The following is a 26,401-nucleotide window of genomic DNA, read 5'->3' as shown; positions in this document are numbered from 1 at the left end:
ACGCCGCCCGGCATTGCGCTGGGCGGCGTTTTTGCTTTGCCTGATCGCGTTTGGTCTTGGTGTCCATCAATTGCTGTATCACCCCAGATCGCCCCTGCCGCCGGAATGGAATCCCACTGTACCGCTGCGCGTCGCGCACCCGATCGGGCCGACAACGGAATGGAAGCTGTCGCGAACTGCAGCGGATCGGGAGCAGTGCCTGGCTGCCCTGTCCGAGGCGGCGGAGGTCACGCCGATGCCGGCCCTTGTGGTTTCGGACGATTGTGGAATTGAAAACCGGGTCTTGGTTTCGAGGCTGGGCAATGCCCGGATTGACCCAATCGAAACCACCTGCGCGGTCGCCCTGCGAATGGCGATGTGGGAACGCCACAGCCTGCGGCCCGCGGCCCAACAGGTTTTCGGACAGGACATCGCAGTGATCCGCCAGATTGGCAGCTACAATTGCAGGCGGATGCGGACCAGCGCGGGTGTCGGGCGCCAGATGAGCACGCATTCTAGGGCAGAGGCGATCGACATCACGGGCTTTGATCTTCCTGACGGGCGACGCATCCGGCTGCTGGAGCACTGGAACGGCCAAGCTGATGAGGCCGCGTTTCTGCGTGCGGCCCGCGATGGCGCTTGCGACGTCTTTCGAACAACGCTGTCGCCCGACTTCAACGCCCTTCATGCGGACCACTTTCACCTGCAATCCCGTGGGTGGGGAACCTGCCGCTAGAACGGAAAGCGGGGCGAACGGGCCGAAAATTCCCCCCGGATTGTTCTTTACCGCCGGATGTTTCGCGTCCTAGGGTCAGGCCAGCCGGTCAACCCGGTATTGGTGAACGGGCCTTTGGCCCATGCAAAGAGTGGGGATTGCTTATGGGCAAGAGAGACGACCTGATCGCGAAATACGCGGACGACCTGAAGAACAAATGCGGCATGGCGCCGGACATGGACCTGCTGACCAAGGTGACCATCGGCTGTGGCCCTTCGATCTATGACGCGGACGCCTCGACCGTCGCCGCCTCGCAGCCGAGCGAGCTGGAAACCGTCAAGAAGAATTTCCTGATGAAGAAACTGGGCCTGTCCGACAGCCCGGACCTTATGGCGGCGATCAAATCGGTGCTGGAAACCTACGGCATGTCCGAACGGAACAAGTATCGCGCCGTGGTCTACTACATGCTGGTGAAGCATTTCGGCAAAGAAGCCCTGTATCGCTGAGCTTGCCGTAGATCTGGACCTGCGCCCGTCGGTTCCCGGCGGGCGTTTGCATGTCGAGTTGACTAAAATCCTTCCGGCAATTCATTTGCGGAATCGTTCGGCTCTGGGTTAGCACTGAACCACGGCCAGGATGGCCCGGACCTAGATATTCAGAACGCGTGTGGTGCGTAGGGAGCACGCGGGGTGAGAAGGGGTCCGGTTGTGGTGGTCGGACCCCTTTTTTATTTTTACAGACAATCTGCTTGGGCGAGGAATTCGTTGCCCAAACCACGAACCCCCTGTGCCTGCAGGTCGGCAACGACCGTTGCCGGATCGACGTTCTGGATGGAGGTGCCCGCAGCCATCGCGATGGCGGCCGCAGTTCCGGCAGCCTGTCCCATGCCCATGCATTGGGGCATCCCCCGAACCGACGCGAAGGCGGTTGCATCGGCGGAAATGATCCGACCGGCAAACATCAGGTTCTGGATGTCCCGGGGGACTAGCGACCGGAGCGGAATCCGGTAGTAGGCCCCCTGTTCGACGATGGCATCATGGGTCATCGCGTTCGAGCTGCGCATCACATCGTCAATCGGGTTGTCACAGCAAACGATCCCGTCGTCGAATTTGGTCGAAGCGGCAAGGTCCGCCCCGGTCACCCGGTACATCCCTTCAAGTTTGCGGGTTTCGCGCACGCCGACCGTGGGCCCGAGGTTTGTCAGATAGGCATCTTCAAACCCCGGCACGTCACTGCGCAGGAAGGTCGCCAATTGATGCGCCCGCCGCCGTCCTTCCTGGGTTGCCCGGCTGACCTCGGCGGGACTGGTGCCATCCACGTTGCGGATCACGACTGAGTTGCAGAAGACGGTATCGCGGTGAAATCCCCGCATGAGATAGAGCTGCGCTAGGTCCGGGTGCAGCCGCCCTTCGGCAATCCCCTTGGCGGCATAGCGCCTGAAATAAGGGTCGGGATCTGCAAAGACCCTGTCCCAATCCGCATTCGCCATGAAAAACGACAGGGTCACACCCATCATCGCCCCGGTTTCATCCCCGAGCGAATAGGGCACGCCAGCCTTTGCCGAAATATCGGCGTCGCCCGAGCAGTCGATCACGAAGCGGCAGTCGATTTCCATAGGTCCGTTGCGATCACAGGCTTCGATCCCGGCGATCCGCTTGTCGTCCATGATCGGGGACAGGGCGAAGGTGTTCAGGTGGACCGCAACCCCGGCCTCCTCGAGCATCTCGAACATCGTCAGGGTGGCGATGTCATGGTCGTACTGGATTTCCGGACCAAAGTTTTCGAGTGCGCAAGGCCTCATCTCAGCGGCGGGTGGGGTCATGGCGAACAGCCGCTCGGCCAATTCCTCCATGATGCCCCCGATGATGACCCCGCTCGGATATGCCGCGCCCCAAGGCATACCGGGGCAAAAGGCCATGACGCCGCCGATCTTGCTGGTGCCTTCCAGAAGATGGACGCTCAGGCCTTTGCGGGCGGCAGACAGCGCCGCGCCAAACCCCGCCGTGCCGCCGCCAATGACGACGACATCGGTTTTCAGCTGCCTCATGTGTCGTCCGTTAGAACAGTGTCAGGACAGCGCCGATGATCGCGCAGCCAAAGGTGGAATAGCCGCCGTCGATCAGGGTCAGTTTGAAGGGCCGCATCCCGTAGGCATTGTTGATCATGGTCCAGGGGGCAATGAAGAACAGCCCGATCCCGAGACCCGAGATCAACCCTTTGCCCACCGTCTCGATCCCTGCCATGCCGAAGATGTGGCGCATCATGCCGGCCACGACGATCATGCAAATTGCCGAGAGGATGAAGGGCGTCGGGCTGCCGCCTTTGGGGCGGCCGTTTTCATCGTATTCGATGCCGGCCGCTTCCACCCACGGCTTTGCCAGCGCCATGTACCAGATTGCCCCGAAGACCCAAGATGCCGCCGCGGCGACCAACACATTCACCAGTTCCATTTGTCCCTCCAAATTCCTGTTTTCGGAAGTCTAGGACATGGATCAGGCCGCTGTCTCGCCCATTTCACAGATCATCCGCCATTCTTCATCCGTGACCGGCTGAACCGACAGGCGGGAGTTCTTGACAAGAACCATCTCGGACAGCCGGGGATCAGACTTGATTGCCTGCATCGTCACCGGCTTGGCGAAGGGGCGAAGGGCGCGCACATCGACGCATTCCCAGCGCGGGTCGTCGGTTGTGCTGTCGGGATGGGCCGGGGCAATCACCTCGACAACGCCGACGATCTCCAGCCCGGTCCGGGAGTGATAGAAGAACCCAAGGTCGCCGACGGTCATCGCCCGCATATTGTTGCGGGCCTGATAATTGCGGACACCGTCCCACTGCTCGCCCTTGTCGCCCCGGGCGACAAGGTCAGACCAGCCGAAGACATCTGGTTCGGACTTGAACAGCCACTTGGCCATCAGCCGATCACCTTCTTCCATTCCTGAATCCGGACGTCAGAAAACAGCCCGGCCTTGGCATAGGGATCATTGGCGGCCCAGTCGTGGGCGGCTGCAAGGTCGGCGACCTCCAGCACGATCAGGGACCCGCACATGGTGCCCGCGTCGTTCAGGAACGGCCCCGCCATTTCGACAACGCGGGTCTCTTCGATATAGGCAAGGTGGGCTGCCCGGTTGTCGAGACGGGTCTGAAGCGCCCCGTCCTTATCCGTCGTCATGATTGCAACACGCATTTCTATTCCTCCTTCAATGGCCGGGACAGAAGCCGCCGCAGCGCCTCTTCCACGGTGATGTTTCGTGCCACAAGATCGGCCACGACAAAGCTGATGGGCAATTCCAGACCATCGCGTTTGGCCAATTTAGTGACTGCTATTGCGGTTTTTGCCCCTTCGACGGTCACGGCGGGGTCAAACTCTTCGCCGCGCCCGATCGACAGGCCGAACTGGTAATTGCGCGACAGGTCAGACGTGCAGGTCAGCGCCAGATCGCCAAGCCCAGACAGACCCATCAACGTTTCCGGCCGCGCCCCGTTCGACAGGGCCAGCCGCTGCATTTCGGCAAAGCCGCGGGTCAAAAGCGCGGCGCGGGCGCTTTCCCCAAGCCCCGCGCCGATGCAGGCGCCGCAGGCAATGGCCATCACGTTCTTGAGTGCCCCGCCAAGTTCAGAGCCGGTCACGTCGGTCGTCCGGTAAAGCCGCAGCGTCGCGGTCGAAAGGGCAGACTGGAGGTAGGCGCCTTCGGTTTCGTCCTTGCAGGCCAGCGTCAGCGCCGTGGGCAGGCCGCGCGCGATATCGGCGGCAAAGCTGGGCCCCGTCAGGGTGGCGACGATAGCGTCGGGAACAAGGTCTTCGATGCTCTGGCTTGGTCCGCGCATCGTTTCGATGTCGATCCCCTTGCAGCAGGCGACCAGCCGCTTACCCGCAAACCCTGTTGCGTGATCGGCAAGAAACCCCCGGATCGCCTGCGCCGGCATGGCAAGCAGGATCACGTCGCATTCTGCAAGCTGGTCGAGGCTGTCGGTGGGCCGCACGTCGTCGGGAAGCGGCACGTCGGGCAGGCGCGGGCTTTGCCGTGTGTCGCGCATGGATTGAACGGCCTTCGGATCGCGCGCCCAAAGCATGACCTGCCGCCCGTCCAGCCCGATTGTGATGGCCAGCGCCGTACCAAAGGCCCCCGCGCCCGCGATGCCGATTTTCATGCCTTGGCCCCCTTTTTGCCTGACCCAAGAAGCGCCGGGGCGGATTGGTCCAACGGCCAGCGGGGACGGGCGGATAGTGTCAGATCGTCCACCTGGCCCATGCCATGCAACGCGCCGCCCGCATAGGCGATCATCGCCGCGTTATCGGTGCAAAGGGATAGGGGTGGCGCGGCAAAAATAGTGTCTGTATTGGCGCAAAGCTGCTGTAGTTGCGCCCGGATTGCCCCGTTCGCGGCAACCCCGCCCGCCACCGCAAAGCCCCGGTTGGCGGGCCCGTCCTCCAGATAAAGCGCCAGCGCGCGGCGGGTCTTTTCCGTCAGGATGTCAACAACGGCCTGTTGAAACCCTGCGGCAAGGTCTGCCTGATCCTGTGCGGTGATCCCGCCCTTTTCCGCGACGATTGAATCCCGCGCCCGCAGCATCGCGGTCTTCAGCCCGGAAAAAGACATGTCGCAGCCGGGACGGTCCAGCAGGGGACGGGGCAGAGTGAACCGCCCGGCATCGCCAGACTGCGCGGCCCGCTCCACATTCGGCCCACCGGGTTGCGGCAGGCCGATCAGTCGGGCGGTCTTGTCAAACGCCTCTCCGGGGGCGTCGTCGATGGTGCCGCCGATCCGGCGGAAGCTGTCCGGCCCCTCCACGATCAGGAACTGGCAGTGACCCCCCGACACCAGCAGCATCAGATAGGGAAACGGCAGGTCGTCCGTCAGTCGCGGCGTCAGCGCATGCCCGGCAAGGTGGTTGACCCCGATCAGCGGTTTGTCAGTGGCCGCGGCAAGCCCCTTTGCGCACATCACGCCGGACAGCACCCCGCCGATCAGCCCCGGACCGGCGGTCACGGCGATGGCGTCCACCTCGGCCAGGGTCAGATCGGCCCCGGCAAGCGCCTGTTCGACAGCCAGGTCGATCTTTTCGGCATGGGCGCGCGCCGCGATTTCGGGCACGACCCCGCCAAAGTCGGCGTGCAGATCCGTTTGGCCAAACACCACCGAAGACAGCACCGTCCGACCGCGCACCACAGCGGCGGCGGTGTCGTCGCAGCTTGATTCGATGCCAAGAATGGTCAGCGGGTCGGTCATCGGGGTTCCGGTTGCGTCTGTCGCCTTCGCAGGTAACACTCGGGCGTTGCGCAAACAATGGTTGCGAGGGGCGATGGCGACACTTCTGATCACGCGGCCAGAGGCGGCGGCCCGAAGGTTCCTGTCGGCCGTCGAGGCCGAGATGGGGCCGGGCGTTCGGGCGGTCCTTTCGCCCGTGATGCGGATCGTCCCGGTCCCCGGCCTGTCTGTGCCCGCCTGCGATGCGCTGGTTGTGACCTCGGAACATGGGGTGAGTGCGGCGATGGCCCTTGGGGTCCCCGCCGGAACCCGGTGCTATTGCGTCGGCGACCAAACAGCCCAGACCGCCCGCGCCGCGGGATATGACGCCATTTCGGCAGGCGGTGACGCCGAGACGCTGCTTGCGCTGTTGGCGAAGGAACGGCCCGGGGGCCGCCTGCTGCACCTTAGGGGCGAACACGCGCGGGGGGCCGTCGTTTCACGGCTTCGGTCGATGGGCCTTGAGGCGCAGGAGGTGATCGCCTACCGGCAAGAGCCGTTGCCGTTGACCGGTGCGGCCCAAAAACTGCTTGCGGGGAATGATCCTGTCGTCCTTCCCCTGTTTTCTCCGCGCTCTGCCTCCATATTCGTTGAAGCCGTCGATATTCGTGCACCGCTGCACATCGTGGCGATGAGCCGCGCGGTCGCGGCAGAGGTGGCGGATCTTGGCGCGGATACGGTTATGGTTGCCGACCGGCCGGACGGACCCGCGATGATTGCGGCGACGTGTCGCCGGTTGGACGCGGTGAATTGACTGTGGGTGCCGCTTGAGGCTGCCACGGGGGCGGTCTAGGCTGACGGAGCATCAGGAAAGGGGTTGCAGGTGGCGAAGCGAGGAACAAAGGGGCAGGACGCAGCGCAACCGAAGGGCTCGGACGAGGGTGTGACCATCGAGGCTGAAGCAGCGGAAAGTGCGGTGCCAGAGCCAGAGATCCTGCCGGAACCTGAAGACGAGGTGGCGCAGCACGACGAACCGCAACCTGAAGCGGACGCCGAACCGTCGATCGAAGACACGACACCGGTTGACCCAGAGCCGACAGCAGAGCGGCAAGACGCCCGTCCATCCCTTGTCCTGCCGATGGCGATATCGATTCTTGTCGGCGCCGGGCTTGGCTACGGGCTCGCCTATTTCCAGTTCGGGCCAGTGGAACAGCGGCTAGAGGCGACGATCGCCCAGCAGGCCGCCCGCATCGACAGCCTTGACGCGGGCCTTGCCGCGCTGGCGGAAGCGCAGGCAAACCTTGATATCGACGGGGCGTTGGCGGGTGTCGAAGCGGGTGCGGCGGCGCGGGTGGCCGAGGTCCGGTCAGAGCTGGATGCCCTGCGTGCGCAGGTGACGGAACTGGAACGGCAGCCCAATGCCGATGGCACCCTGTCGCCCACGGCGCTGGCCGCCTACGAGGCTGATATCGCCGCCCTGCGGGACGAGATCGCGGCGCAGGAGCAGCGGATGCAGGCGCTTGTCGCCGATGCAGCGGCCCAGCTGGAAGAAACCCGCGAACAGGCCGAACAGATTGAACAGACCGCCGCAGGCGCTGCCAATGCCGCTGCGGCCCGCGCCGCGTTGGCCCAGATTCGCGCGGCGGTGGAAAGTGGTGCACCCTTCGACAGCGCCCTGCCTGACCTGCGTGCGGCAATAGGCGACATCCCGCCTGCCCTGACGCGCGCTGCCCCCGACGGGGTGCCAACGCTGGACGATCTTCAGGCGGCATTCCCGGACGCGGCGCGTCAGGCACTGTCGGTTGCGCGGGCCGAAGGCGTTGCGGGTGAGGACGAAGGCGGGATTGGATCGTTCCTGCGGGAACAGTTCAACGTCCGCTCTGTCGAACCCCGTGACGGTGAAAGCGCCGATGCGATCCTGTCCCGGGCAGAGGCCGCCTTGCGCGGTGGCCGCCTGACCGATGCCTTGGCCGAGGTGGCCGCGCTGCCCGAGGTTGCCCGTGCGGAGCTTTCGGAATGGACGGGCATGGCGACCGCCCGCGCAGATGTCGTTTCGGCCCTCGAAGCCCTGACCCTTAGCCAGGATTGATGAATTCATGTTGTGGTCCCTGATAAAGATTCTCGCCTTCGTCGTGCTGGTCACGGCCCTGACCTACGGGGCTGTCCAGCTTCTGGAGGCCTCCGGTCAGGCAAAGATTACTGTGGCCGGATACGAGATCACGCTGAACGCGCTCGAGATGGCGACGGCGGGTCTTGGCCTGATCATCCTCGTTTGGGCCGGGCTGAAAGTCCTTGGGATTATGGGGGCCGTGTTCCGGTTCCTGAACGGGGATGAAACCGCCCTATCCCGCTATTTCAGCCGCAACCGGGAACGAAAGGGATTCGAGGCACTGTCCGAAGGGATGATGGCGCTGGCGTCCGGCGAGGGGCACCTTGCGCTGGCCAAGGCGACGAAGGCGGAACGCTATCTTGAGCGGCCGGAGTTGACCAACCTGCTGACGGCGCAGGCCGCTGAACTGGCCGGGGACCGGAAAAAGGCGGAAGAGACCTATAAGAAGCTGCTGCAGGACGACAAGACCCGCTTTGTCGGGGTGCGCGGCATCATGAAACAGAAGCTCGCGGACGGAGATACCGATACCGCGATGAAGCTGGCGCAAAAGGCTTTTGCCCTCAAGCCCAAGCATGAGGAGACACAAGACATCCTGTTGCGGCTTCAGGCGGACAAGGGGGATTGGTCCGGGGCCCGCACGACCCTTGGGGCCAAGCTGCGCCATGGATCGCTGCCCCGGGACGTTCACAAGCGGCGCGATGCGGTCCTTGCCCTGTCCGAGGCAAAGGCGATTCTGGAAGAAGGCGCAACGGTCGAGGCGCAGGAGGCCGCGATTGCCGCCAACCGGCAATCCCCCGATCTGGTCCCGGCGGCAGCGATGGCTGCCCGTGCCCATCTGGAGAAAGGGGACAAGCGCAGTGCCGCGAAAATCCTGACCAAGGCGTGGAAGGCGCAGCCCCACCCCGACCTTGCCGCCGCCTTTGCCGAGGTTGAACCGGACGAGGATATCGCGGCAAGAATCAAGCGGTTCCGCGCCCTGACCAAGCTGCATCCCGAGCATTCGGAAACCCGGATGTTGCTGGCTGAACTGCATATCGCGGCCGAGGATTTCCCCGAGGCACGCCGGGCGCTGGGCGATCTTGTTGAAACAGACCCGAACGCCCGGGTTCTGGCCCTGATGGCGGCCATCGAAAAGGGCAGCGGCGCGTCCGAGGCGGCGGTTCGCGGCTGGCTGACCCGGGCCCTGTCTGCCCCGCGCGGCCCGCAGTGGGTGTGCGACAAATGCCACAGCATCCACGCTGCCTGGACCCCGGTCTGCGGAAACTGCCAGGCCTTCGACACGTTGTCGTGGAAACGGCCACCCGAAGACGCGGCGCCCGTCGCCAGCGCTGCCGAACGCCTGCCGCTTCTGGTCGAACCGGCCGGGCAAACGGCGGAGGACCCGGTCGATACACCCGAGATCGAAGTCATCGACCCGGAACCGGAAGCGGAAAAATAGGCCTTTTCCACTCCCCACAGGGGTGCTAAGAGCCGCGCGTTGGATGTTCCTGACGTCCAGTAAAAGAGGAATGCCGCTGTAGCTCAGCTGGTAGAGCACGTCATTCGTAATGATGGGGTCGGGGGTTCGAGTCCCTTCAGCGGCACCATTCCTCGCCAAATCCCATCAGCATTCAACGCTGCCCGAAGGCAGAAAAGAAAAAAGCGCCTTGCGGCGCCTGTTTTCCGTGTCTGTCGAGGTAGTGGTGAGCCGTGCAGGATTCGAACCTGCGACCCACTGATTAAAAGTCAGTTGCTCTACCAACTGAGCTAACGGCCCACTGGCGCGCTACTTAGAAAGCCCTACCCCTGCGGTCAACCCCGGAAATGCACCAATCTCTGGAAATCTTTCCGGGGCTCCGCTATACGCCCGCCTATGGTGACGGAACAGAAATTCCGCCTTCCCTTCATGAAGATGCATGGGCTTGGCAACGACTTTGTGGTCGTGGACGAACGGGGGCAGCCCCCGCGCGTGACGCCGGCACTTGTCGCGGCCATCGCAGACCGGCATCGGGGGGTGGGCTTTGACCAGTTCGTCGTTATGACCGAGGCGGATACGGCCGATGTTCACCTGACTTTCTACAATTCCGACGGGTCCACTTCGGCGGCGTGCGGCAACGCAACCCGCTGCATCGCGCGCCACCTTTTTGACGAAACCGGCAAGGCGGAGGCGGTCATCCGCACCGCACATGGTCTGTTGCCGGCGCGCGACGTGGGTGACGGCCTGACGTCGGTGAACATGGGCCACGCCCGGACCCGTTGGGACCTGATCCCGCTGGCCGAAGCGATGGACACGCTGGAGCTGCCGATCGAGGGCGGACCCACCGCCACGTCGATGGGCAACCCGCATTGCACCTTTTTCGTCGAGGATGCCGAGGCGGTGGACCTTGCCACCGTTGGCCCGACAATCGAACATCATTCGCTGTTTCCCGAACGGACCAATGTGCAATTCGCCACGCTGACCGGGCCTAATGAACTGCGGATGCGGGTCTGGGAACGGGGGGCCGGGATCACGCTGGCCTCCGGCTCGTCGTCCTGCGCGACAGCGGTTGCTGCGCACCGCCGCGGGCTGGTGGGCGGTGATGTGACGATCCGGCTGGATGGCGGTGATATCCGGATCCGGATTGCGCCGGATGGGGTCTGGATGACCGGCCCGACCGCGCATGTCTTCGACGGGGAATGGATCCTCTAGATGCCCGCGCCAAAGTTCACGACCCTTGGCTGCCGTCTGAACGCCTATGAGACGGAGGCGATGAAGGACCTTGCCGCGCGCGCGGGCCTGTCTGACGCCGTCGTGGTCAACACCTGTGCCGTGACCGCCGAAGCGGTCCGCAAGGCGAAGCAGGAAATCCGCAAGCTGCGCCGTGAGAACCCGGATGCGCCCCTGATCGTTACGGGCTGCGCCGCGCAGGTAGAGCCGGAGACCTTTGCCGCCATGCCCGAGGTGACCCGTGTCATCGGCAATACCGAGAAGATGCAGCCGGAAACATGGGCCGGGATGGTTCCGAACCTGATCGGGGACACGGAAAAGGTCGCGGTGGATGACATCATGTCGGTCACCGAAACCGCCGGCCATCTGATCGACGGATTTGGCACCCGCAGCCGCGCCTATGTGCAGGTCCAGAATGGCTGTGACCATCGCTGCACCTTTTGCATCATCCCCTATGGCCGGGGTAATTCCCGGTCGGTCCCGGCGGGCGTTGTGGTGGACCAGATCAAGCGGCTGGTGGACCGTGGTTACAACGAGGTCGTTCTGACCGGCGTGGACCTGACCAGTTGGGGCGCGGATCTTCCCGCGCAGCCAAAGCTGGGCGATCTGGTCATGCGCATCCTGAAGCTGGTGCCGGACCTTCCGCGTCTTCGGATCAGTTCCATCGATTCGATCGAGGTGGATGAAAACCTGATGCAGGCCATCGCGACCGAGCCGCGCCTGATGCCGCATCTGCACCTGTCGCTTCAGGCGGGTGACGACATGATCCTCAAGCGGATGAAGCGGCGTCACCTGCGCGACGATGCCATCCGGTTCTGCGCAGAGGCAAAGGTGCTGCGCCCGGACATGACCTTTGGCGCCGATATCATCGCGGGTTTCCCGACCGAGACAGAGGCGATGTTCGAAAACTCGCTGCGGCTGGTCGAGGAGTGCGACCTGACCTGGCTGCATGTCTTCCCCTATTCCGCCCGGCCGGGAACGCCAGCGGCGCGGATGCCGCAGGTCAATGGGCGCGCGATCAAGGACCGCGCGGCGCGGTTGCGTGCGGCGGGCGAGACGCGCGTGGCGGCGCATCTGGCGGCGCAGGTCGGCAAGACCCATCACATCCTGATGGAAAACCCCCGTATGGGGCGGACAGAGCAGTTCACCGAAGTGACCTTTGCCAGCGATCAGCCGGAAAGCCAGATTGTCACGGCCCGGATCACGGGCGTGGCGGACCAGCAGCTGGTCGCATGACCACCCCGATCCTTTGGTCGTTTCGCCGGTGCCCCTATGCCATGCGGGCCCGTCTGGCGATTGCCAGCGCGGGCGTCTCCGTGGACCTGCGCGAGATTGTTTTACGCGACAAACCGGTGGCGTTTCTGGCCACCTCGCCCAGCGGGACGGTGCCCTGTCTGGACAGGGGCCAAGAGGTGATCGACGAGAGCCTGGACATCATGCTGTGGGCGCTGCGCTATTCGGACCCGGAGGGGCTGTTGACCATGCCCGAGGCCGGTTTCGACCTGATTGCCGAGGCTGACGGGCCGTTCAAGACGGCGCTTGACCGTTACAAATAAGCCGTGCGGTTCGAGGATGTGGATATTGGCGCCGAGCAGGAAAAAGCGGCTCTGTTCCTGCGCAATCTGGAGGACAGGCTGGTTGGGCAAAGCTGGCTGTTCGGGGCGCGCCCCAGCCTTGCCGACCTCGCTATTCTTCCCTTCGTGCGCCAGTTTGCCCATGTCGACCTGCCGTGGTTCGAGGCACAGGGCTGGACCGCTGTTGCCGGATGGCTGGACCGGTTCAAAACCTCCGAGAGGTTCGCTGCGATCATGCGGAAATACCCGGCATGGAAACCGGGTGACAAACCGGTGGCGTTTCCCGAAGTCTAGGCGATAAGGTTCGGCAACCGCCCAGGAATCCGCGATGCACCCGAACCCGATTTACCACACGAAGACCGAAGTTCAGAACCTTGCCTTTGCGGCCGAGCGGGCCTTCGGTGTGCTGGCCGTCAACGGACCCGATGGACCGCTCGCGGCCCATGTCCCCTTCACCCTCGCCCCCGATGGCAAAAGTCTGACCTTGCATCTGGTCCGGTCCAACCCGATTGCCCGCGGACTGGCCGACCCGCGCGCAGCGGTCATCGCGGTCAGCGGGCCGGATTCCTATGTCTCGCCCGACTGGTACGGTTTGGACGATCAGGTGCCCACATGGAACTATACGGCGGTTCATCTGCGGGGGCGGTTGATCGGGCTGCCGCAGGATGACCTTGGCACCGTCCTCGCAGAGCTTTCCGCCCAGTTCGAGGCGCGGCTTTTGCCAAAGACGCCCTGGACCATGGACAAGATGACGCCCGATGTTCTGTCGCGGATGATGCGGATGATCGTGCCCGCGCGGATGGAGATCGACACCGTCGATGGCACGTGGAAGCTGAACCAGAACAAGTCCGACGCGGCCCGGGTCGGGGCCGCCGCGGGCATCAGGGCGGCGCGGCTTGGGCAGGAAACCGACGCGCTGGCAGATCTGATGATGGCCGCGCTTGATGATGATAGAACCAAAGGATCAGACCAATGAAACTTGTCGTTTCTTCCACCTCTCCTTTCGTGCGCAAGGTGCGCGTCCTATTGCGGGAACTGGGGCAGGATGCAACGGTCGAGGAGGTTGGGGTGAAGACCAGCCCGCTGGCGCAGGCGGATGCGGCGGTTTCGGCCAACCCGATCGGCAAGATCCCGGCGCTTCTTCTCGATGATGGGTCGGCGCTGCATGACAGCCGCGTCATCACCCGGTTCTTCGACGATCATTTCGCGGGGGGCTTCTACCCGGCGGACCGGCTGTGGCAGGTTCTGACGCTGGAATCGATGGCCGATGCGATGATCGAAGCGGCGGTTCTGATGACCTATGAGGTCAAGCTGCGCCCCGAGGCTGCCCGGTTCCCCCCTTGGGTCGAGGCGCAATGGGCGCGGATCGACCGTACCCTCGATCATCTGGAGGCCGAGGCAGGGCAGCTGGACGCGTCTTTGGACATGGGACAGGTCGCGCTGGCCTGCGCGCTGGAATACCTCGATTTCCGGCATGATGCGCGGAACTGGCGCAATGGTCGGCCAAGGCTGGCGGCATGGCTGGTGAAACTGTCGGCGCGCCCATCCATGACGGCGACGGTTCCGGTGGAATAGCGGGCTATTCCGGGATTTCGCAGCGGTCATAGCGGAAGGCATAGCCGTTCCAGACCATGATGATTCCTTGGCGGTCGGCGCTGTGCATCACCATGGCCCGTTCGGTCCATTGGGCGCCTTCGCCCGCGCATTCCATGTCATAAAGCGTGGCATCCATATCGACGACGTTCACGGGATTGGCCATCCGGCACTGGGTTTCGACCCCGTGAAACAACCCGTCGCGAATCTCGATCGACCCGCCGTCGACCCCGATCAGGGCGCAATCCGCATTGGCCACCTGCCGATAGACGCCATCGTAAGGCGTGGCATGGGCAAGGCCCGGGACGAGGGCCGAGACCAGAAGACAGGTGAACTGGCGTCGTATCCGCATTCAGATACGTTGCAGGTCCGCAATCAAGGCGTCAAGGTTTCCGCGCCGCTGGTCCAGCATCGCGCCAATCTCGGACCGTTCCTGGTTGAGCATGTTGACCCCCTCAATGATGATATTGAAGAACGCCGGCCGCCCAAGCCTGTCGGAGACCCAGAAATCGACGCGGAACGGGGCCTGCCCGCGCAGGTTGGCGACGGTTTCAACCTCGATGAAGTTGTTGACCTGCCGGGCCTGAACCACGGTGATCTCGCCCCCGATAAATTCGCGGAACCGCTTGCCGTAGCGGTTCGAGATGTATTTCTGGAAGGCGGCAACAAAAGCCGAGCGCTGCGCCGGGGTCGCCGTGCGGGCATCGCGGCCGAGCGCGGTTCCGGCGATGTATTCCACGTCCGAATAACGGGCGAAAATACCTTCGAAATCCTGGATCATCGCCGCTTCAGACCGCCCAGAGGCGATCACGGCGTTGATATCGGCGACCAGCCTGTCGACCAGCCGCTCTGCCTCGGTCAGGCCCACGGCAAAGACGGGGGCGGGAAGGACCGCGGCCGCAGCTGCGGCGATCATCATGTTACGGCGATTGAGAAGGGTCATTGGGCCATCTCCATGGTGTCGGATGCGGGACAATCGGCAGGGGCTGCCACGAAAGGATCGGCGAAGGGGTCGATCATCGGGTCCAGATCGCCACAATCGTCCTCTGCGTTTGGATCGACGGGCGGTTCCATCCCCAGTTCGTAGCGACGGTTTTCAAGATACAAGAGCCGCGCCTGCGCATAGCTGTCGGCGCTGTCGTAAAGAATGGAATCGACAGTGTCCGAGAACCGGCCCCGGTCGATCACCTGTTCGACGACCTTTGCGCCAAGCGAGTAATCCGCCACCGCCGCGATATCCGGTTGGTCGATCCAGCCAAGGGGATCCAGAAGGACATCCACGACCAGCCCGGCGGTATCTCGTTCGGTCGAGGGGCCAAAGAACGGAAGTTCCTGATAGGCGCCTTCCGGAACGCCCCAGACATGCAAGGTTTCCCCGAAATCGGTGCTTTCCTCGTGTAGGCCGATTCCGCCCGCCGGGTCGAACAGCCCGCCGACCCCGACGGTGGAATTGATCAGGAACCGCATCGTGTTGGTCGCCGCCCCGCCAATATCGCCCTGAAGCAGCCCGTTCACCACCATCCCCGGCAGCGACAGGTTGTCCGAAAAGGACACGACCCTGTCGGTCAGTTCCGGGGGAAGCGCGGCGGTCACGCCGGACACCGGCCGCAGCAGGTTCTGGTCAAGCGACCGGTTGAAATCATGGGTCCCGCGGTTGGCCGTTTCATAGGGGTCATGAATGCTGCGCGCGTCGGGTCCGACGGAACAGGCCGAAACAGCCCCCATGAACATGAAGGCAACGGCAAATCGGAAAATCGGTTTCGCTGTTACGGGCAATGGAATTCTCTCGGACCTGACCTTAGACTGTTTCACATAATCGGTTTCGACGGGATGAACAGGGCAGCGTGACAGCAATCCCTGAACGTGGCCGAATGGAAACAATTTATTGAGACCGGCGTGGCAGGACTAGTCCGACCGGTGGCAGGGGCAGGCGGAAAGACGCGCATGGCGGACAAAGCGAAGACAGCGGGGCTGACCGAATTGCGCCGGGTTCGGGCGCGGTCCCGGCTGTTGTATTGGTCGGTGGCCACGTTCAGCCTTGTGGTGAACGCCCTGATGCTGACCGGCCCGCTGTATATGCTGAACGTCTATGACCGGGTGCTGGGGTCGCGGTCTGTCGAAACCCTGATCGCGCTGACGGTTCTTGTGGTCTTCCTTTACGGGTCGATGGCGATTCTGGACCTTGTCCGGGGGCGGATCATGTCGCGCGTCGGTGCGCGGTTTCAGGCCACAATGGACGAACGGGTGTTCCGGGCGGTGATGCGGGCGGGCAGCCTTGGTCGCGCAAGGGCCGAGGCCGTCACCGGGTTGCGCGACCTTGAATCGGTCCAACGGTTGATGACCTCGCCCGTCCTGATGGCCGTTTTCGATCTTCCCTGGACGCCGCTGTTCTTCTTCGGGATCTTCCTGTTTCACCCCTGGCTTGGAATTCTGGCCCTGTCCGGTGGGGCGGTTCTGATCCTGATCGCGCTGGCCAACCAGCTGGGCAGTCGCGGGCCCCTGTCCAGCGCCAATGCCCGCATCCAGCAGGCAGAGCTGATGGGCCAGCAGATCCGGGCCGAGGGCGAAATGGTGCAGGCGCTGGGGATGCGGGGCGCCAGTTTCGGGCGCTGGGCCGCGGCCCGGTCCGAAGCGCTGGAAAGCACGATCCGCGCGGCGGACACCACGGGGGGCTTTACCTCGATCACCCGCGCGCTGCGCCTGCTTTTGCAGTCGGCCATGTTGGGGCTCGGGGCGCTTTTGGTCCTGCGCAATGAAATGACGCCGGGCGCGATGATCGCGGGGTCGATCCTTCTGGGCCGGGCGCTGGCGCCGATCGAACTGCTGATCGGGCAATGGGCCGTAGTGCAGCGCGGGCGCGAAGGATGGTCCAACCTTGCCCGCCTGCTGGGCGAAATTGGCCCGGAAGAGGTGCGCACCGCGCTGCCCCGGCCGAAGGCGGCCCTGTCGGCCGGGGCCCTGTCCATCGTTCCGCCGGGAGAGCAGCAACCGGTTCTTCGCAACCTGACCTTCCGCATTCAACCGGGGCAGGCGGTTGGCGTGATCGGCACCTCGGGCGCCGGGAAATCCACCCTTGCCCGCGCCCTGACTGGGGTCTGGCCCGCAACCATGGGCAAGATCCGGCTGGATGGCGCGGCGCTGGATCAATACGACCCGGACGTTCTTGGGGCGCTGGTCGGCTATCTTCCGCAGCGGGTGCAGCTGTTTGATGGCACGATCCGCGACAATATCGCCCGCATGTCCCTGACCCCCGATGACGCCGAGGTCGTGCGCGCGGCAAAGAAGGCCGCGGCGCATGACATGATCCTGCGGTTGCCCGATGGCTACGATACCCGCGTTACCGCGACGGGCGGAAGGCTGTCCGGTGGGCAGGTGCAGCGGATCGGTCTGGCCCGGGCAATGTATGGCGACCCGGTCGTTCTGGTCCTTGATGAACCCAATTCCAATCTCGACAACGAAGGATCGACGGCGCTGAACGCGGCGATCCGCGCGGCCAAGGACGAAGGCAAATCCGTGCTGATCATGGCCCACCGGCCTGCCGCGATTCAGGAATGCGACATGCTGCTGGTTCTTGAAAACGGATCGAAACGGGCCTTCGGCCCGAAGGACGAGGTGCTGCGCGATCTGGTCAAGAACGCGGCTGAAATTCAGAAGGCCCGGCAACCCGGAGGTGTGTCATGACCCCGAACCGTTGGTCCGCCAAAGGGCCGGTCTGGGCCGGCCTCCTGATGCTGGTCGTTCTTCTGGGCGGCTTCGGCACTTGGGCGGTCATGGCCCAGATCACAGGCGCAGTCATCGCGTCAGGCCGGATCGAGGTGGACCGCAACCGGCAGGTGGTGCAGCACCCGGATGGCGGTGTTGTGGCGGCGCTATTGGTCGAGGAAGGGTCGAGCGTCGACGCGGGCGATCTTCTGGTGCAACTCGATTCCGAATCGCTCTTGTCCGAAATATCGGTGATCGAGGGGCAGCTGTTCGAGGTTCTTGCCCGGCGCGCCCGCTACGAGGCAGAACGGGACGGGGCAGAGACCCTGACCTTCGACCCGCTTTTGACGGACAGCACATCCGCCATCGCGCAGGAACTGATGGACGGACAGCGCAGGCTGTATGACGCCCGCAGAGAGACCGAGGCGAATGCCATCGAACAACTGACCCGCAGGCGCAACCAGATCGTGGACCAGATCGAGGGTATTCACGCGCAGGAAACCGCCATTGGCACGCAACTGGAGCTGGTCCGGCAAGAGCTTGCAGATCAGCAAAGCCTGCTGGAACGGGGGTTGGCGCAGGCGACCCGCGTGCTGGCGCTTCAGCGCGAAGAGGCGTCCCTGTCCGGCCGCGCGGGCGAATTGGCGGCGACGGCGGCACAGGCGGAGGGGCGGATCACCGAACTGGAGCTTGAGGTTCTCAACATCGGCAGCGACCGGCGCGAGCAGGCCATCTCGAACCTGCGCGACCTGCAATACAACGAATTGGAACTGCGGGAACGGCGTCGGGCGCTTCTGTCCCAGCTTGATCGTCTGGATATCCGGGCGCCCGTTGCGGGCATCGTCTATGACTTGCAGATTTTCGGGGAACAGTCGGTCGTGACCCCGGCGGAACCGGTGCTTTACCTCGTGCCGCAGGATCGCCCGCTTGTCATTGCCGTCCAGATCGAACCGCGCGACATCGACCTTCTGTTCGTTGGGCAGGATGTGGTGCTGCGGTTTTCCGCCTTCGATCAGCGGCAAACGCCGGAACTGACCGGCAAGGTTGTCACGATTTCCGCAGACGCCTTCGAGGATCAGGCGACCCGGCTGTCCTTCTACCGGGCCCAGATCGAGCTGTCGGAGGGCGAACAGGACCGCCTGCCGGAGGGCGCGACCCTGATCCCCGGGATGCCGGTCGAGGCTTTCATCCGAACCGAGGACCGCAGCCCGATCGAATACCTTCTCAAGCCGCTGTCGGACTACTTCGCCAAGGCGTTCCGCGAAAGCTGATCAATTGGTCGCTTGGCGGATTGCGAACTGGATTACAGCCGGATAGCGTTCGCGAAATTACCGAGGCACGGAAAGGACGCGCGGATGTCGGGAACCTATGAAACACAGCTGGCCGAACTTGGGGTGATCCTTCCCGATGCATCCACCCCGGCGGCGAATTACGTGCCCTTCGTTCAGGTCGGAAACATGGTCCACGTCTCGGGCCAGCTTCCGGCGGTCGAGGGCGGGTTCATCACCGGCAAACTGGGCGCGGACCTGTCGACCGAAGAAGGGGCGAACGCCGCACGCGCCTGCGCGATCAGCCTTCTGGCCCAGGTCAAGAAGGCCTGCGGGGGCGATCTGGACCGACTCAAGCGGGTCGTGAAACTGGTGGGTTTCGTGAATTCGACCGCCGATTTCACAGAGCAGCCCAAGGTGATCAACGGCGCCTCGGATTTCATGGTTCAGGCCTTAGGCGACGCGGGCCGTCATGCCCGCTCTGCCGTGTCGGCCGCCGCGCTTCCGTTTGGCGTCGCGGTCGAGATCGAAGGTATTTTCGAGATCGAATAGCCCATGTCCCTGCACCCCTCGTTCCTGACCCGCCCGCTGACCCATCGCGCCTTGCATGATGTCACCGATGGACGGCCGGAAAACAGCCGCGCCGCCATCCGCGCGGCGATGGATGCGGGGTATGGAATCGAGATCGACGTGCAGCTGTCCAGCGACGGGCAGGCGATGGTGTTTCACGACTACAGCCTTGGCCGCCTGACCGGGGAAAGCGGCGCGGTTGCACTGCGCACGGCGGAGGACCTTGGGACGATCCCGTTGAAGGGCGGCGATGGCGAGGGCATTCCAACCCTGCCGGAAATTCTGGCGCTGGTTGCGGGCAAGGTGCCCCTGCTGATCGAAATCAAGGATCAGGACGGGGCGATGGGCCCAGATGTCGGCCCGTTGGAGCGGGCGGTGGCTGATGCGCTGGTCGGGTATGACGGTCCGGTTGCGGTCATGTCCTTCAACCCGCATTCCGTGGCAGACATGGCGCTTCATGCGCCGTCGGTGGCGCGGGGACTGACGACATCGTCCTGGCTGGCAGAGGATTGGCCGACGATCCCCGCCGACCGCCGTGCCGAACTGGCTCCGATCCCCGACTATGACAGGGTCGGGGCCTGCTTTATCAGCCATGAATCGACCGATCTTGAACGGGACCGGGTGGCAGAACTGAAAGCGGCCGGGGCGGTGATCCTGTGCTGGACGATCAAGTCGGCAGAGGAGGAGCGGGCCGCGCGCTGGATCGTCGACAACGTGACCTTCGAACAATACCTTGCCTGATCCTTGGGCCGGGGTTGACCTGACGGGCGATGCCGCCACCTTAGCAGCATGACCGCGACCCTGACCGTTTCCATGCACCCAACCCTGTCCGAAATCGCGGAACGCGACTGGACCGCCTGTGCCAGCCCGGAAGAGGCCGACGGGTCGCGCCCCGTGGACCCGTTCACCACCTACCGGTTCCTGAAGGCGCTGGAAGACAGCGGGTCGGTCGGTCCCGGCACCGGATGGCAGCCCAGCTATCTGACCGTGCACGATGGCGACACCCTGATCGCCGCGGCGCCACTTTATGCCAAGGGCCACAGCCAGGGCGAATATGTGTTCGATCACAGCTGGGCCCATGCCTTTGAACGGGCCGGCGGGCGGTATTACCCGAAACTGCAAATGGCGGTGCCCTTTACCCCGGCTACGGGCCGCCGGTTCCTGACCCGGCCCGGATATGAACAGGCCGGTATGGCGGCGATCCTTGAAGGGGCGGTGAAGATCGGGGCGGACAACGGGCTGTCATCGCTGCATGTCACCTTCTGCACCGAGGCAGAGGCGCTGGCGGGCCGGGAAATGGGCCTTCTGCACCGGACCGGGCAGCAATTTCATTTCGAAAACCCCGGCTATGGCAGTTTCGACGATTTCCTTGCGCAACTGTCCAGCCGCAAGCGCAAGGCGATCCGCAAGGAACGCCGCGAGGCACAGGCGTTCGGTGGGGACATCGTGCAACTGACAGGAGCCGATATCCGGCCTGAACATTGGGACGCCTTCTGGCGGTTCTATCAGGACACCGGCGCGCGCAAATGGGGCAGCCCCTACCTGACCCGATCGTTCTTCGATCTGATCGGCGAGACGATGGCGACTGACATCCTGCTGGTGCTCGCCCTTCGGGAGGGGGACCCTATCGCGGGGGCGCTGAACTTCATCGGGGCGGACACGCTGTTCGGGCGCTATTGGGGCTGTACGGAACATCACCCCTACCTGCATTTCGAACTTTGCTACTATCAGGCCATTGATTTCGCCATCGCCCATGGGCTGCGGGTCGAGGCTGGGGCGCAGGGCGAACACAAACTTGCGCGGGGGTACCTGCCGGTCGCGACCCATTCCCTGCATTGGATCGCCGATCCGGGTTTCCGTCGCGCGGTTGAAACCTATCTGGAAGAAGAGCGCCGGGCGGTCGATCAGGATATCGAGATCCTGACCAGCTATGGCCCGTTCCGGCGCGTAGATGTGGAGGAACAGGAATGACGGAGCTGTTGAAAAGCCCGGATCGGGACCCCGCCCTTGCGGAGCTCGCGGCGGCAGGCTGGACGCATGTCACGGACCGCGACGCAATTTCGAAGACCTATCGGTTCAAGAATTTCGTCGAGGCATTTGGGTTCATGACCCGGGCGGCATTCTGGGCCGAGAAACTGAACCACCATCCGGAATGGAGCAATGTTTACAATCGGGTCTCGGTGGTGTTGACCACCCACGACGTAAATGGGCTGACCGAGCTGGATCTCCGGCTGGCGCGGAAAATGGACGACCTCGCGGGGGTATGATGGACAAGGTACTGAGTTTCGAGATTTACAACGGCAACACCATCGGTGACCTGCTGACCTTCGATGTGATGATGGGCGTGCTGGGCAGCGTGGCCGGGGCGATTGCCATTCTTGTCGCCGGGTTCATCGTGGCTGGGTGGCTGCGCCGCCGGATCGTGGCACTTGGTCAGAGGCACAAGGAACTTGATGCCACGCTGTTCAATTTCCTTGGAAACATATCCCGCTATGCCGTCCTGATCTTTGCCGGGCTGTTTGTCCTGAATACCTTTGGCATCCAGACCACGTCTATCGTGGCCGTGATCGGTGCCGCCGGTCTTGCCATTGGTCTGGCGTTGCAGGGGACGTTGTCCAACGTTGCCGCCGGGGTGATGATCATCCTATTCCGGCCAATCAAGCTGGGCGATTTCGTCGAGGTGAACGGGCAGATGGGCACGGTCAAGGATATCTCGCTCAACTACACCGAACTGGCGACGGCGGCGAATGTGCAGGTGATCGTGCCCAACGCACAGGTCTGGGGAAACACCATCATCAACTATTCGGTCTACGACACACGGCGCGCGGAATGGGTGTTTGGCGTGTCCTACGGTGCGAACCTGAAAACGGCCGAGGATGTGATCCGCGACACCATCATGGCCGACCCCCGGTCCCTGTCCGACCCCGCGCCCTTCATTCAGGTCAACGCTCTGGGTGACTTCTCGGTCGATTTCCTTGTCCGGGTCTGGTGCAAAAGTGGTGACTACTTCGCCTATCAGGCCGACATGAAACGGGCTGTAAAGGAGGCGCTGGACAAGGCCGGGGTCGATATTCCGTTCCCGACCCAGACCCTGATCCAGCAATCCTGATCCGCGTCAGATCGCGTCGAGGAAGGATTCCCCGGTCGAGATGTTGCATTCGCCGGGCGCGTCCTGCTGAAGGTGGGTCACCACCCCGTCCTCGACCAGCATCGCATAGCGCTGCGACCGGTCGAAAAAGCCAATGGCGGGGGCGCTGAATTCCATGCCGATGGCCTTGGTAAAGCTGGAATCGGGATCGCCCAGAAGTGTGACGCCGGCAGCGCCCGCCCCGGTCTGATCCGACCACGCCTTCATCACGAAGGCATCGTTGACCGCGACGCAGATGATTTCATCGACGCCTTTCTTGTCGAACTCTGGCTTGGTGCGCATGAAGCTGGGAAGATGCGCGGCCGAACAGGTCCGGGTGAAGGCGCCCGGCAAGCCAAAAATAATAACCTTGCGGCCCTCAAGCTTCGCGCTCAGGTCCACCGGTTCTGGTCCGTTGTCACCCATAAATGCCAGCGTGGCATCGGGCAGTTTCTGACCGGTCGTAATCGTCATGTTTTTCGTCCCTCCAAGGAATTGCGTGCAACACGGACATGGATATAGGGTCCGGCGGGATACTGACCATTGGGAAAGGAACGGGTATGGCACATTTTGTCGTCGTCGGAGGCGGGCAAGCCGGAGCGACCCTTGTCGCCAAGCTGCGGTCCGAGGGGTTTGATGGGGACATCACCCTGATCGGTGCCGAACCCGTTCCCCCCTATCAGCGCCCGCCCCTGTCCAAGGCCTATCTTCTGGGAGAGATGGAGCTGGAGCGGCTCTACCTGCGTCCGCTGGACTGGTATCTGGACAACAACATCACCCTGCGGCTGAACACCCGTGTGGTCGATATCGACGCTGCGGCGCGCAAACTGACCCTCTCGGACGGGTCCGAGATGAGCTATGACGAACTGGCGCTGACCACCGGGTCGCATCCGCGCACCCTGCCCGCCGCCATCGGCGGCACACTGGACGGCGTCTATACCGTGCGCGATTTGCAGGATGTGGACGCGATGGAGCCTGAATTTGCCGAAGGCCGCCGCGTGTTGATCATCGGTGGCGGCTATATCGGGCTGGAAGCGGCAGCGGTCGCGTCCAAAAAGGGCCTGAAGGTGACGCTGGTGGAAATGGCAGACCGGATTCTGCAACGGGTCGCGGCCAAGGAAACCTCGGACTACGTGCGTGAAATGCACCGCGCCCATGGGGTCGACATCCGCGAAGGTGTGGGGCTTGAGCGGCTGAACGGCGATACGCGCGTCACCTCGGCCGGCCTGACTGACGGCAGCACGCTGGATGTGGATTTCGTGATCGTCGGCGTGGGCATCATGCCCGCCACCGCCCTTGCCGAAGCGGCTGGCGTCAAGGTGGAAAACGGCATCGTCACCGACGAACAGGGTCGCACCACCGATCCGCATATCTGGGCCGCGGGCGACTGCGCGACGCTGACCTTCAAGGGTCAGGTGATCCGGCTGGAAAGTGTCGGCAACGCCATCGACCAGGCCGATATCGTCGCCCAGAACATGCTCGGCAAGGGTGTCGCCTATGTTCCGAAGCCGTGGTTCTGGTCGGATCAATACGACTGCAAACTGCAGATCGCCGGTTTGAACATCGGCTATGACGCGGTCCATGTGAAGGCGGGCGCAGATGGGGCCCAGTCCCATTGGTACTATGCGGGTGATCAACTGATCGCGGTGGACGCGATGAACGATCCCCGCAACTACATGGTCGGCAAACGCCTGATCGAAATGGGCAAAAGCCCGGCGCCCGAGGTCATCTGCGACCCCGACACCGATATGAAGGCCCTGCTGAAAGGGTGAGGATCATCGGCGGAGAGCACCGGGGCATCGCCCTGACCCCGGTTGGCAAGGGGGACGCGGGCGCGCATCTGCGTCCCACGACCGACCGGACCCGCGAAAGCCTGTTCAACGTGCTCTTGGGGGGTCGCTTTGGCGACCCGATCGACGGTGTCCGCGTGCTGGATCTGTTCGCTGGAACCGGCGCGCTGGGGCTTGAGGCGCTGTCGCGCGGGGCCGCCCATGTGACCTTTGTCGACAATGGGCGGGTGTCGCAGCGCCTGATCCGTGACAACATCGCCAAGCTGCGCAGGCAGGCCGATTGCACCCTACTGGCCACCGCCGCCGACAGGCTGCCGCAAGCGCCCGCGCCATGCGGGTTGGTGTTTCTTGACCCGCCCTATGGCAAGGGGATGGGGGAAAAGGCGCTGAACGCGGCGGTCCAGGCAGACTGGATTTCCGGGGACGCGCTGATCGTCTGGGAAGAAAGCAGCCCGCAGCATGCCCCCGACGGGTTCGACCTGATCGAAACCCGCCGCTACGGCGATACCTGGATCACCTTTCTGGCAGTCGTCTAGCGATAGGCAAAGCTGCTTAGGGCCTGACCTGTCAGGCTTTCGGCAAAGGCTTCGGGCCCTGCCAAGGGCACAAGCGTCAGGTTCACGTTGATCACGACGAAATAGCTTTCGGCCTGGTTCGGATGGGGCAACCCGACGATGCGCAGGCCCATCAAGCCGATCGACGGGTCCACATAGGTTCCGACCAGTTCGACCGCATCAATCCCGTTGATCCCGGTTACCCGCGACCCGATAATCTGGGCATCAGTAAAGCCCTGAACCGCAGCGGGGAATGCATGGTTGCGCAGGGCTGCATCCATCGATTGTAGCCGGGCCATTTCGGGATTTTCGGCGTTTGGATCGACCGGGAAACTGCCGCGCACGATCTGCATGTTTTCGACAAACTGGCGCGGCTCTGAAGCGGTGGCATAGGTGAATTTCACAAAGGCCCCACCGCCGGGCTGGCCATCGGCAATCAGGTCAACGTCGTCGCGCTGGGGAAGGTCGATCTCGAAATCGGCGGGCACGGCAATACCGAACCGCTCGGTATAGTCGGCATCGAATGTGAAGTGCTTGGAGACGACCAAGCCTTCGTAGCTGAACAAATTGAACTCGACCGTGGCGTCCTGTGCGGTCGACCCAACAGGGATCATCAGGAACGCGGCGACACACAGGGTTCCGAGCATACGCATGGCGGATCCTTTCAGGTCTGGTACGTCAACCCTAGGGACGAAACCCCTGTCGGGTCAATGTGTGCCGGACCGTCCGGGCCGTCTCATCCGTAGGTCGGGTGAAACTTGCCGCCGGGCGAGAGGGTGAAGATCTCGGCCCCGTTTGCGGTAATTCCGATGGAATGTTCGAACTGCGCCGACAGGGATTTGTCGCGCGTTACGGCGGTCCAGTCGTCGGCCAGAACCTTGGTTTCCGGGCGGCCAAGGTTCACCATGGGTTCGATGGTAAAGAACATGCCTTCTTCCAGAACCGGGCCGGTGCCGGGGCGGCCATAGTGCAGCACGTTCGGGGGCGCGTGGAACACCCGGCCCAGCCCATGCCCGCAGAAGTCGCGGACGACGGACATCCGGTGCCCTTCCACATAGCTTTGGATCGCGTGACCAATGTCGCCAAAGGTATTGCCTGGCTTGGCGGCCTCGATCCCTTTCATCAGGGAATCATGGGTTACCTGGATCAGCCGTTCGGATTTCCGCGACAGCTTGCCCGCCACATACATCCGGCTTGTGTCGCCGAACCAGCCGTCAAGGATGACCGTCACGTCGATGTTGAGGATATCGCCGTCCTTGAGAAGCTTGTCGCCCGGAATCCCGTGGCAGACCACGTGATTGACGGAAATGCAGGACGCGTGCTGATAGCCCTTGTAGCCGATCGTAGCCGAGGTGGTGCCGTGCGCGGTGACCATGTCAGTGATGATCCGGTCGATCTCTGCCGTGCTCTGACCCGGAAAGACATGCTCCGCGATGTCGTCGAGGATTTGCGCCGCAACGCGGCCGGCGGCATGCATCCCGGCAAAGTCGGATGCGTCGTGAATGCGAATGCCTTCCTTGGTCAGTCGGCCATTGTGCTTGGTCAAA

General features: G+C 63.4%; 30 protein-coding genes, 2 tRNA genes and 1 pseudogene. 20 read left to right on the top strand and 13 right to left on the bottom strand.

The genetic code is table 11. The features are described from left to right. The first annotated feature begins 70 nt into the window (after positions 1 to 70). Together EU803_RS09410 and EU803_RS09405 are read left to right on the top strand one after the other, a co-directional pair. Entirely contained in the window at positions 71 to 715 is a 645-nt protein-coding gene (locus EU803_RS09410; protein ID WP_242494328.1) for an extensin family protein, read from the top strand. Between the two features lie 143 nt (positions 716 to 858). Next, the gene (locus tag EU803_RS09405) at positions 859 to 1,200 is read left to right on the top strand and encodes a DUF2853 family protein (protein WP_129682115.1); all 342 of its coding nucleotides are present in this window, start codon (positions 859 to 861) and stop codon (positions 1,198 to 1,200) included. 227 nt (positions 1,201 to 1,427) lie between these two features. Here EU803_RS09405 and EU803_RS09400 read toward each other — a convergent pair whose 3' ends face one another. From EU803_RS09400 to tsaD, 6 genes are read right to left on the bottom strand one after another with little or no spacing between them, the layout of a single operon-like run. Then, the gene (locus EU803_RS09400) at positions 1,428 to 2,741 is read right to left on the bottom strand and encodes an FAD-dependent oxidoreductase (protein ID WP_129682113.1); all 1,314 of its coding nucleotides are present in this window, start codon (positions 2,739 to 2,741) and stop codon (positions 1,428 to 1,430) included. Between the two features lie 10 nt (positions 2,742 to 2,751). After that, a complete protein-coding gene (locus EU803_RS09395) occupies positions 2,752 to 3,144 on the bottom strand; it encodes a DUF1761 domain-containing protein (RefSeq protein ID WP_129682111.1) in 393 nt (130 codons plus the stop codon). Between the two features lie 42 nt (positions 3,145 to 3,186). Then, positions 3,187 to 3,606, bottom strand: coding sequence for an EVE domain-containing protein (locus EU803_RS09390; protein WP_129682746.1), 420 nt, complete (start codon positions 3,604 to 3,606; stop codon positions 3,187 to 3,189). Then, positions 3,606 to 3,878, bottom strand: coding sequence for a YciI family protein (locus tag EU803_RS09385; protein WP_129682109.1), 273 nt, complete (start codon positions 3,876 to 3,878; stop codon positions 3,606 to 3,608). Before EU803_RS09385 ends, EU803_RS09390 begins: the two co-directional genes overlap by 1 nt. A 2-nt stretch (positions 3,879 to 3,880) precedes the next feature. Continuing rightward, positions 3,881 to 4,843 carry an NAD(P)H-dependent glycerol-3-phosphate dehydrogenase gene (locus tag EU803_RS09380; protein ID WP_129682107.1) on the bottom strand — a complete coding sequence of 321 codons (963 nt, stop codon included), beginning with the start codon at positions 4,841 to 4,843 and terminating at the stop codon, positions 3,881 to 3,883. Next, positions 4,840 to 5,922: a tRNA (adenosine(37)-N6)-threonylcarbamoyltransferase complex transferase subunit TsaD gene (gene tsaD, locus EU803_RS09375; protein ID WP_129682105.1), complete on the bottom strand. Its 1,083-nt coding sequence runs from the start codon at positions 5,920 to 5,922 to the stop codon at positions 4,840 to 4,842. Before tsaD ends, EU803_RS09380 begins: the two co-directional genes overlap by 4 nt. 73 nt (positions 5,923 to 5,995) lie before the next feature. On the opposite strand from tsaD, the gene EU803_RS09370 reads away from it, so the two are divergent. The 4 genes from EU803_RS09370 (at position 5,996) to EU803_RS09355 (ending at position 9,576) form a co-directional block, all read left to right on the top strand. Then, entirely contained in the window at positions 5,996 to 6,694 is a 699-nt protein-coding gene (locus tag EU803_RS09370; protein ID WP_165352808.1) for a uroporphyrinogen-III synthase, read from the top strand. 69 nt (positions 6,695 to 6,763) lie between these two features. Then, positions 6,764 to 7,969 (top strand): hypothetical protein, encoded by a 1,206-nt coding sequence (locus tag EU803_RS09365; RefSeq protein WP_129682101.1) that lies wholly within the window; start codon positions 6,764 to 6,766, stop codon positions 7,967 to 7,969. Between the two features lie 7 nt (positions 7,970 to 7,976). Beyond that, the gene (locus tag EU803_RS09360) at positions 7,977 to 9,428 is read left to right on the top strand and encodes a tetratricopeptide repeat protein (protein ID WP_129682099.1); all 1,452 of its coding nucleotides are present in this window, start codon (positions 7,977 to 7,979) and stop codon (positions 9,426 to 9,428) included. Positions 9,429 to 9,500: 72 nt separating this feature from the next. After that, a tRNA-Thr gene (locus EU803_RS09355) sits at positions 9,501 to 9,576 on the top strand. Between the two features lie 94 nt (positions 9,577 to 9,670). Here EU803_RS09355 and EU803_RS09350 read toward each other — a convergent pair. Then, a tRNA-Lys gene (locus EU803_RS09350) sits at positions 9,671 to 9,746 on the bottom strand. A gap of 96 nt (positions 9,747 to 9,842) precedes the next feature. Here EU803_RS09350 and dapF point away from each other — a divergent pair. The 5 genes and pseudogenes from dapF (at position 9,843) to EU803_RS09325 (ending at position 13,825) form a co-directional block, all read left to right on the top strand. Next, positions 9,843 to 10,658 carry a diaminopimelate epimerase gene (gene dapF, locus EU803_RS09345; protein ID WP_129682097.1) on the top strand — a complete coding sequence of 272 codons (816 nt, stop codon included), beginning with the start codon at positions 9,843 to 9,845 and terminating at the stop codon, positions 10,656 to 10,658. Beyond that, entirely contained in the window at positions 10,659 to 11,912 is a 1,254-nt protein-coding gene (gene mtaB / locus EU803_RS09340; protein WP_129682095.1) for a tRNA (N(6)-L-threonylcarbamoyladenosine(37)-C(2))-methylthiotransferase MtaB, read from the top strand. It abuts the gene before it with no gap. Next, positions 11,909 to 12,544 (top strand): annotated as a pseudogene (locus EU803_RS09335) (glutathione S-transferase). Before mtaB ends, EU803_RS09335 begins: the two are co-directional and overlap by 4 nt. A 34-nt stretch (positions 12,545 to 12,578) precedes the next feature. Next, the gene (locus EU803_RS09330; protein ID WP_129682093.1) at positions 12,579 to 13,226 is read left to right on the top strand and encodes an FMN-binding negative transcriptional regulator; all 648 of its coding nucleotides are present in this window, start codon (positions 12,579 to 12,581) and stop codon (positions 13,224 to 13,226) included. Beyond that, positions 13,223 to 13,825: a glutathione S-transferase family protein gene (locus EU803_RS09325; RefSeq protein ID WP_129682091.1), complete on the top strand. Its 603-nt coding sequence runs from the start codon at positions 13,223 to 13,225 to the stop codon at positions 13,823 to 13,825. The genes EU803_RS09330 and EU803_RS09325 overlap by 4 nt, the downstream gene beginning before the upstream one ends. Positions 13,826 to 13,829: 4 nt before the next feature. Here EU803_RS09325 and EU803_RS09320 read toward each other — a convergent pair whose 3' ends face one another. From EU803_RS09320 to EU803_RS09310, 3 genes are read right to left on the bottom strand one after another with little or no spacing between them, the layout of a single operon-like run. After that, on the bottom strand, positions 13,830 to 14,195 hold the full coding sequence (locus tag EU803_RS09320; protein ID WP_129682089.1) for a hypothetical protein: 366 nt from the start codon (positions 14,193 to 14,195) through the stop codon (positions 13,830 to 13,832). Next, entirely contained in the window at positions 14,196 to 14,786 is a 591-nt protein-coding gene (locus EU803_RS09315) for an ABC transporter substrate-binding protein (protein WP_129682087.1), read from the bottom strand. Continuing rightward, positions 14,783 to 15,619: a VacJ family lipoprotein gene (locus EU803_RS09310; protein WP_242494327.1), complete on the bottom strand. Its 837-nt coding sequence runs from the start codon at positions 15,617 to 15,619 to the stop codon at positions 14,783 to 14,785. Before EU803_RS09310 ends, EU803_RS09315 begins: the two co-directional genes overlap by 4 nt. Positions 15,620 to 15,787: 168 nt before the next feature. On the opposite strand from EU803_RS09310, the gene EU803_RS09305 reads away from it, so the two are divergent. The 7 genes from EU803_RS09305 to EU803_RS09275 all read left to right on the top strand — a co-directional run bounded on the left by EU803_RS09305 (position 15,788) and on the right by EU803_RS09275 (position 22,492). After that, a complete protein-coding gene (locus EU803_RS09305) occupies positions 15,788 to 17,524 on the top strand; it encodes a type I secretion system permease/ATPase (RefSeq protein WP_129682086.1) in 1,737 nt (578 codons plus the stop codon). Continuing rightward, complete coding sequence (locus tag EU803_RS09300; protein ID WP_129682084.1) at positions 17,521 to 18,816, top strand: HlyD family type I secretion periplasmic adaptor subunit; 1,296 nt, start codon at positions 17,521 to 17,523, stop codon at positions 18,814 to 18,816. Before EU803_RS09305 ends, EU803_RS09300 begins: the two co-directional genes overlap by 4 nt. A gap of 84 nt (positions 18,817 to 18,900) precedes the next feature. Next, positions 18,901 to 19,365, top strand: a complete 465-nt coding sequence (locus tag EU803_RS09295) for a RidA family protein (RefSeq protein WP_129682082.1) — start codon at positions 18,901 to 18,903, stop codon at positions 19,363 to 19,365. Positions 19,366 to 19,368: 3 nt separating this feature from the next. After that, positions 19,369 to 20,124 (top strand): glycerophosphodiester phosphodiesterase family protein, encoded by a 756-nt coding sequence (locus tag EU803_RS09290; protein WP_129682080.1) that lies wholly within the window; start codon positions 19,369 to 19,371, stop codon positions 20,122 to 20,124. Between the two features lie 48 nt (positions 20,125 to 20,172). Then, on the top strand, positions 20,173 to 21,354 hold the full coding sequence (locus EU803_RS09285) for a GNAT family N-acetyltransferase (RefSeq protein ID WP_129682077.1): 1,182 nt from the start codon (positions 20,173 to 20,175) through the stop codon (positions 21,352 to 21,354). Further along, on the top strand, positions 21,351 to 21,650 hold the full coding sequence (locus EU803_RS09280) for a 4a-hydroxytetrahydrobiopterin dehydratase (protein ID WP_129682075.1): 300 nt from the start codon (positions 21,351 to 21,353) through the stop codon (positions 21,648 to 21,650). Before EU803_RS09285 ends, EU803_RS09280 begins: the two co-directional genes overlap by 4 nt. Further along, entirely contained in the window at positions 21,650 to 22,492 is an 843-nt protein-coding gene (locus EU803_RS09275; protein WP_129682072.1) for a mechanosensitive ion channel domain-containing protein, read from the top strand. Before EU803_RS09280 ends, EU803_RS09275 begins: the two co-directional genes overlap by 1 nt. A 6-nt stretch (positions 22,493 to 22,498) precedes the next feature. Here EU803_RS09275 and EU803_RS09270 read toward each other — a convergent pair whose 3' ends face one another. Next, entirely contained in the window at positions 22,499 to 22,984 is a 486-nt protein-coding gene (locus tag EU803_RS09270; RefSeq protein ID WP_129682070.1) for a peroxiredoxin, read from the bottom strand. Between the two features lie 86 nt (positions 22,985 to 23,070). On the opposite strand from EU803_RS09270, the gene EU803_RS09265 reads away from it, so the two are divergent. Together EU803_RS09265 and rsmD are read left to right on the top strand one after the other, a co-directional pair. Beyond that, the gene (locus EU803_RS09265; protein WP_129682068.1) at positions 23,071 to 24,282 is read left to right on the top strand and encodes an FAD-dependent oxidoreductase; all 1,212 of its coding nucleotides are present in this window, start codon (positions 23,071 to 23,073) and stop codon (positions 24,280 to 24,282) included. After that, entirely contained in the window at positions 24,279 to 24,836 is a 558-nt protein-coding gene (gene rsmD, locus EU803_RS09260; protein WP_129682066.1) for a 16S rRNA (guanine(966)-N(2))-methyltransferase RsmD, read from the top strand. The genes EU803_RS09265 and rsmD overlap by 4 nt, the downstream gene beginning before the upstream one ends. On the opposite strand, the gene EU803_RS09255 is transcribed toward rsmD, so the two are convergent. Further along, positions 24,833 to 25,507 (bottom strand): hypothetical protein, encoded by a 675-nt coding sequence (locus tag EU803_RS09255; protein ID WP_129682065.1) that lies wholly within the window; start codon positions 25,505 to 25,507, stop codon positions 24,833 to 24,835. The genes rsmD and EU803_RS09255 overlap by 4 nt on opposite strands. A gap of 83 nt (positions 25,508 to 25,590) precedes the next feature. Then, the gene (gene map / locus EU803_RS09250) at positions 25,591 to 26,400 is read right to left on the bottom strand and encodes a type I methionyl aminopeptidase (RefSeq protein WP_129682063.1); all 810 of its coding nucleotides are present in this window, start codon (positions 26,398 to 26,400) and stop codon (positions 25,591 to 25,593) included. Position 26,401 lies beyond the last annotated feature (1 nt).

Source organism: Loktanella sp. IMCC34160, assembly GCF_004145845.1.
Lineage (GTDB): Bacteria > Pseudomonadota > Alphaproteobacteria > Rhodobacterales > Rhodobacteraceae > SELP01.
The sequence above is the reverse complement of the archived record's forward strand: the minus strand, read 5'-3'. Positions and strand labels throughout refer to the sequence as shown.

Coding starts and splice junctions, on each gene's coding strand:
- EU803_RS09400 (WP_129682113.1), bottom strand. CDS start 2,741: ATGAGGCAGCTGAAAACCGATGTCGTCGTCATTGGCGGCGGCACGGCG.
- EU803_RS09385 (WP_129682109.1), bottom strand. CDS start 3,878: ATGCGTGTTGCAATCATGACGACGGATAAGGACGGGGCGCTTCAGACC.
- EU803_RS09270 (WP_129682070.1), bottom strand. CDS start 22,984: ATGACGATTACGACCGGTCAGAAACTGCCCGATGCCACGCTGGCATTT.
- EU803_RS09390 (WP_129682746.1), bottom strand. CDS start 3,606: ATGGCCAAGTGGCTGTTCAAGTCCGAACCAGATGTCTTCGGCTGGTCT.
- EU803_RS09325 (WP_129682091.1), top strand. CDS start 13,223: ATGAAACTTGTCGTTTCTTCCACCTCTCCTTTCGTGCGCAAGGTGCGC.
- EU803_RS09360 (WP_129682099.1), top strand. CDS start 7,977: ATGTTGTGGTCCCTGATAAAGATTCTCGCCTTCGTCGTGCTGGTCACG.
- dapF (WP_129682097.1), top strand. CDS start 9,843: ATGGTGACGGAACAGAAATTCCGCCTTCCCTTCATGAAGATGCATGGG.
- EU803_RS09395 (WP_129682111.1), bottom strand. CDS start 3,144: ATGGAACTGGTGAATGTGTTGGTCGCCGCGGCGGCATCTTGGGTCTTC.
- EU803_RS09405 (WP_129682115.1), top strand. CDS start 859: ATGGGCAAGAGAGACGACCTGATCGCGAAATACGCGGACGACCTGAAG.
- EU803_RS09320 (WP_129682089.1), bottom strand. CDS start 14,195: ATGCGGATACGACGCCAGTTCACCTGTCTTCTGGTCTCGGCCCTCGTC.
- EU803_RS09255 (WP_129682065.1), bottom strand. CDS start 25,507: ATGCGTATGCTCGGAACCCTGTGTGTCGCCGCGTTCCTGATGATCCCT.
- EU803_RS09265 (WP_129682068.1), top strand. CDS start 23,071: ATGGCACATTTTGTCGTCGTCGGAGGCGGGCAAGCCGGAGCGACCCTT.
- EU803_RS09330 (WP_129682093.1), top strand. CDS start 12,579: ATGCACCCGAACCCGATTTACCACACGAAGACCGAAGTTCAGAACCTT.
- EU803_RS09290 (WP_129682080.1), top strand. CDS start 19,369: ATGTCCCTGCACCCCTCGTTCCTGACCCGCCCGCTGACCCATCGCGCC.
- EU803_RS09305 (WP_129682086.1), top strand. CDS start 15,788: ATGGCGGACAAAGCGAAGACAGCGGGGCTGACCGAATTGCGCCGGGTT.
- EU803_RS09275 (WP_129682072.1), top strand. CDS start 21,650: ATGGACAAGGTACTGAGTTTCGAGATTTACAACGGCAACACCATCGGT.
- EU803_RS09315 (WP_129682087.1), bottom strand. CDS start 14,786: ATGACCCTTCTCAATCGCCGTAACATGATGATCGCCGCAGCTGCGGCC.
- mtaB (WP_129682095.1), top strand. CDS start 10,659: ATGCCCGCGCCAAAGTTCACGACCCTTGGCTGCCGTCTGAACGCCTAT.
- tsaD (WP_129682105.1), bottom strand. CDS start 5,922: ATGACCGACCCGCTGACCATTCTTGGCATCGAATCAAGCTGCGACGAC.
- EU803_RS09370 (WP_165352808.1), top strand. CDS start 5,996: ATGGCGACACTTCTGATCACGCGGCCAGAGGCGGCGGCCCGAAGGTTC.
- EU803_RS09280 (WP_129682075.1), top strand. CDS start 21,351: ATGACGGAGCTGTTGAAAAGCCCGGATCGGGACCCCGCCCTTGCGGAG.
- EU803_RS09380 (WP_129682107.1), bottom strand. CDS start 4,843: ATGAAAATCGGCATCGCGGGCGCGGGGGCCTTTGGTACGGCGCTGGCC.
- EU803_RS09285 (WP_129682077.1), top strand. CDS start 20,173: ATGACCGCGACCCTGACCGTTTCCATGCACCCAACCCTGTCCGAAATC.
- EU803_RS09295 (WP_129682082.1), top strand. CDS start 18,901: ATGTCGGGAACCTATGAAACACAGCTGGCCGAACTTGGGGTGATCCTT.
- EU803_RS09300 (WP_129682084.1), top strand. CDS start 17,521: ATGACCCCGAACCGTTGGTCCGCCAAAGGGCCGGTCTGGGCCGGCCTC.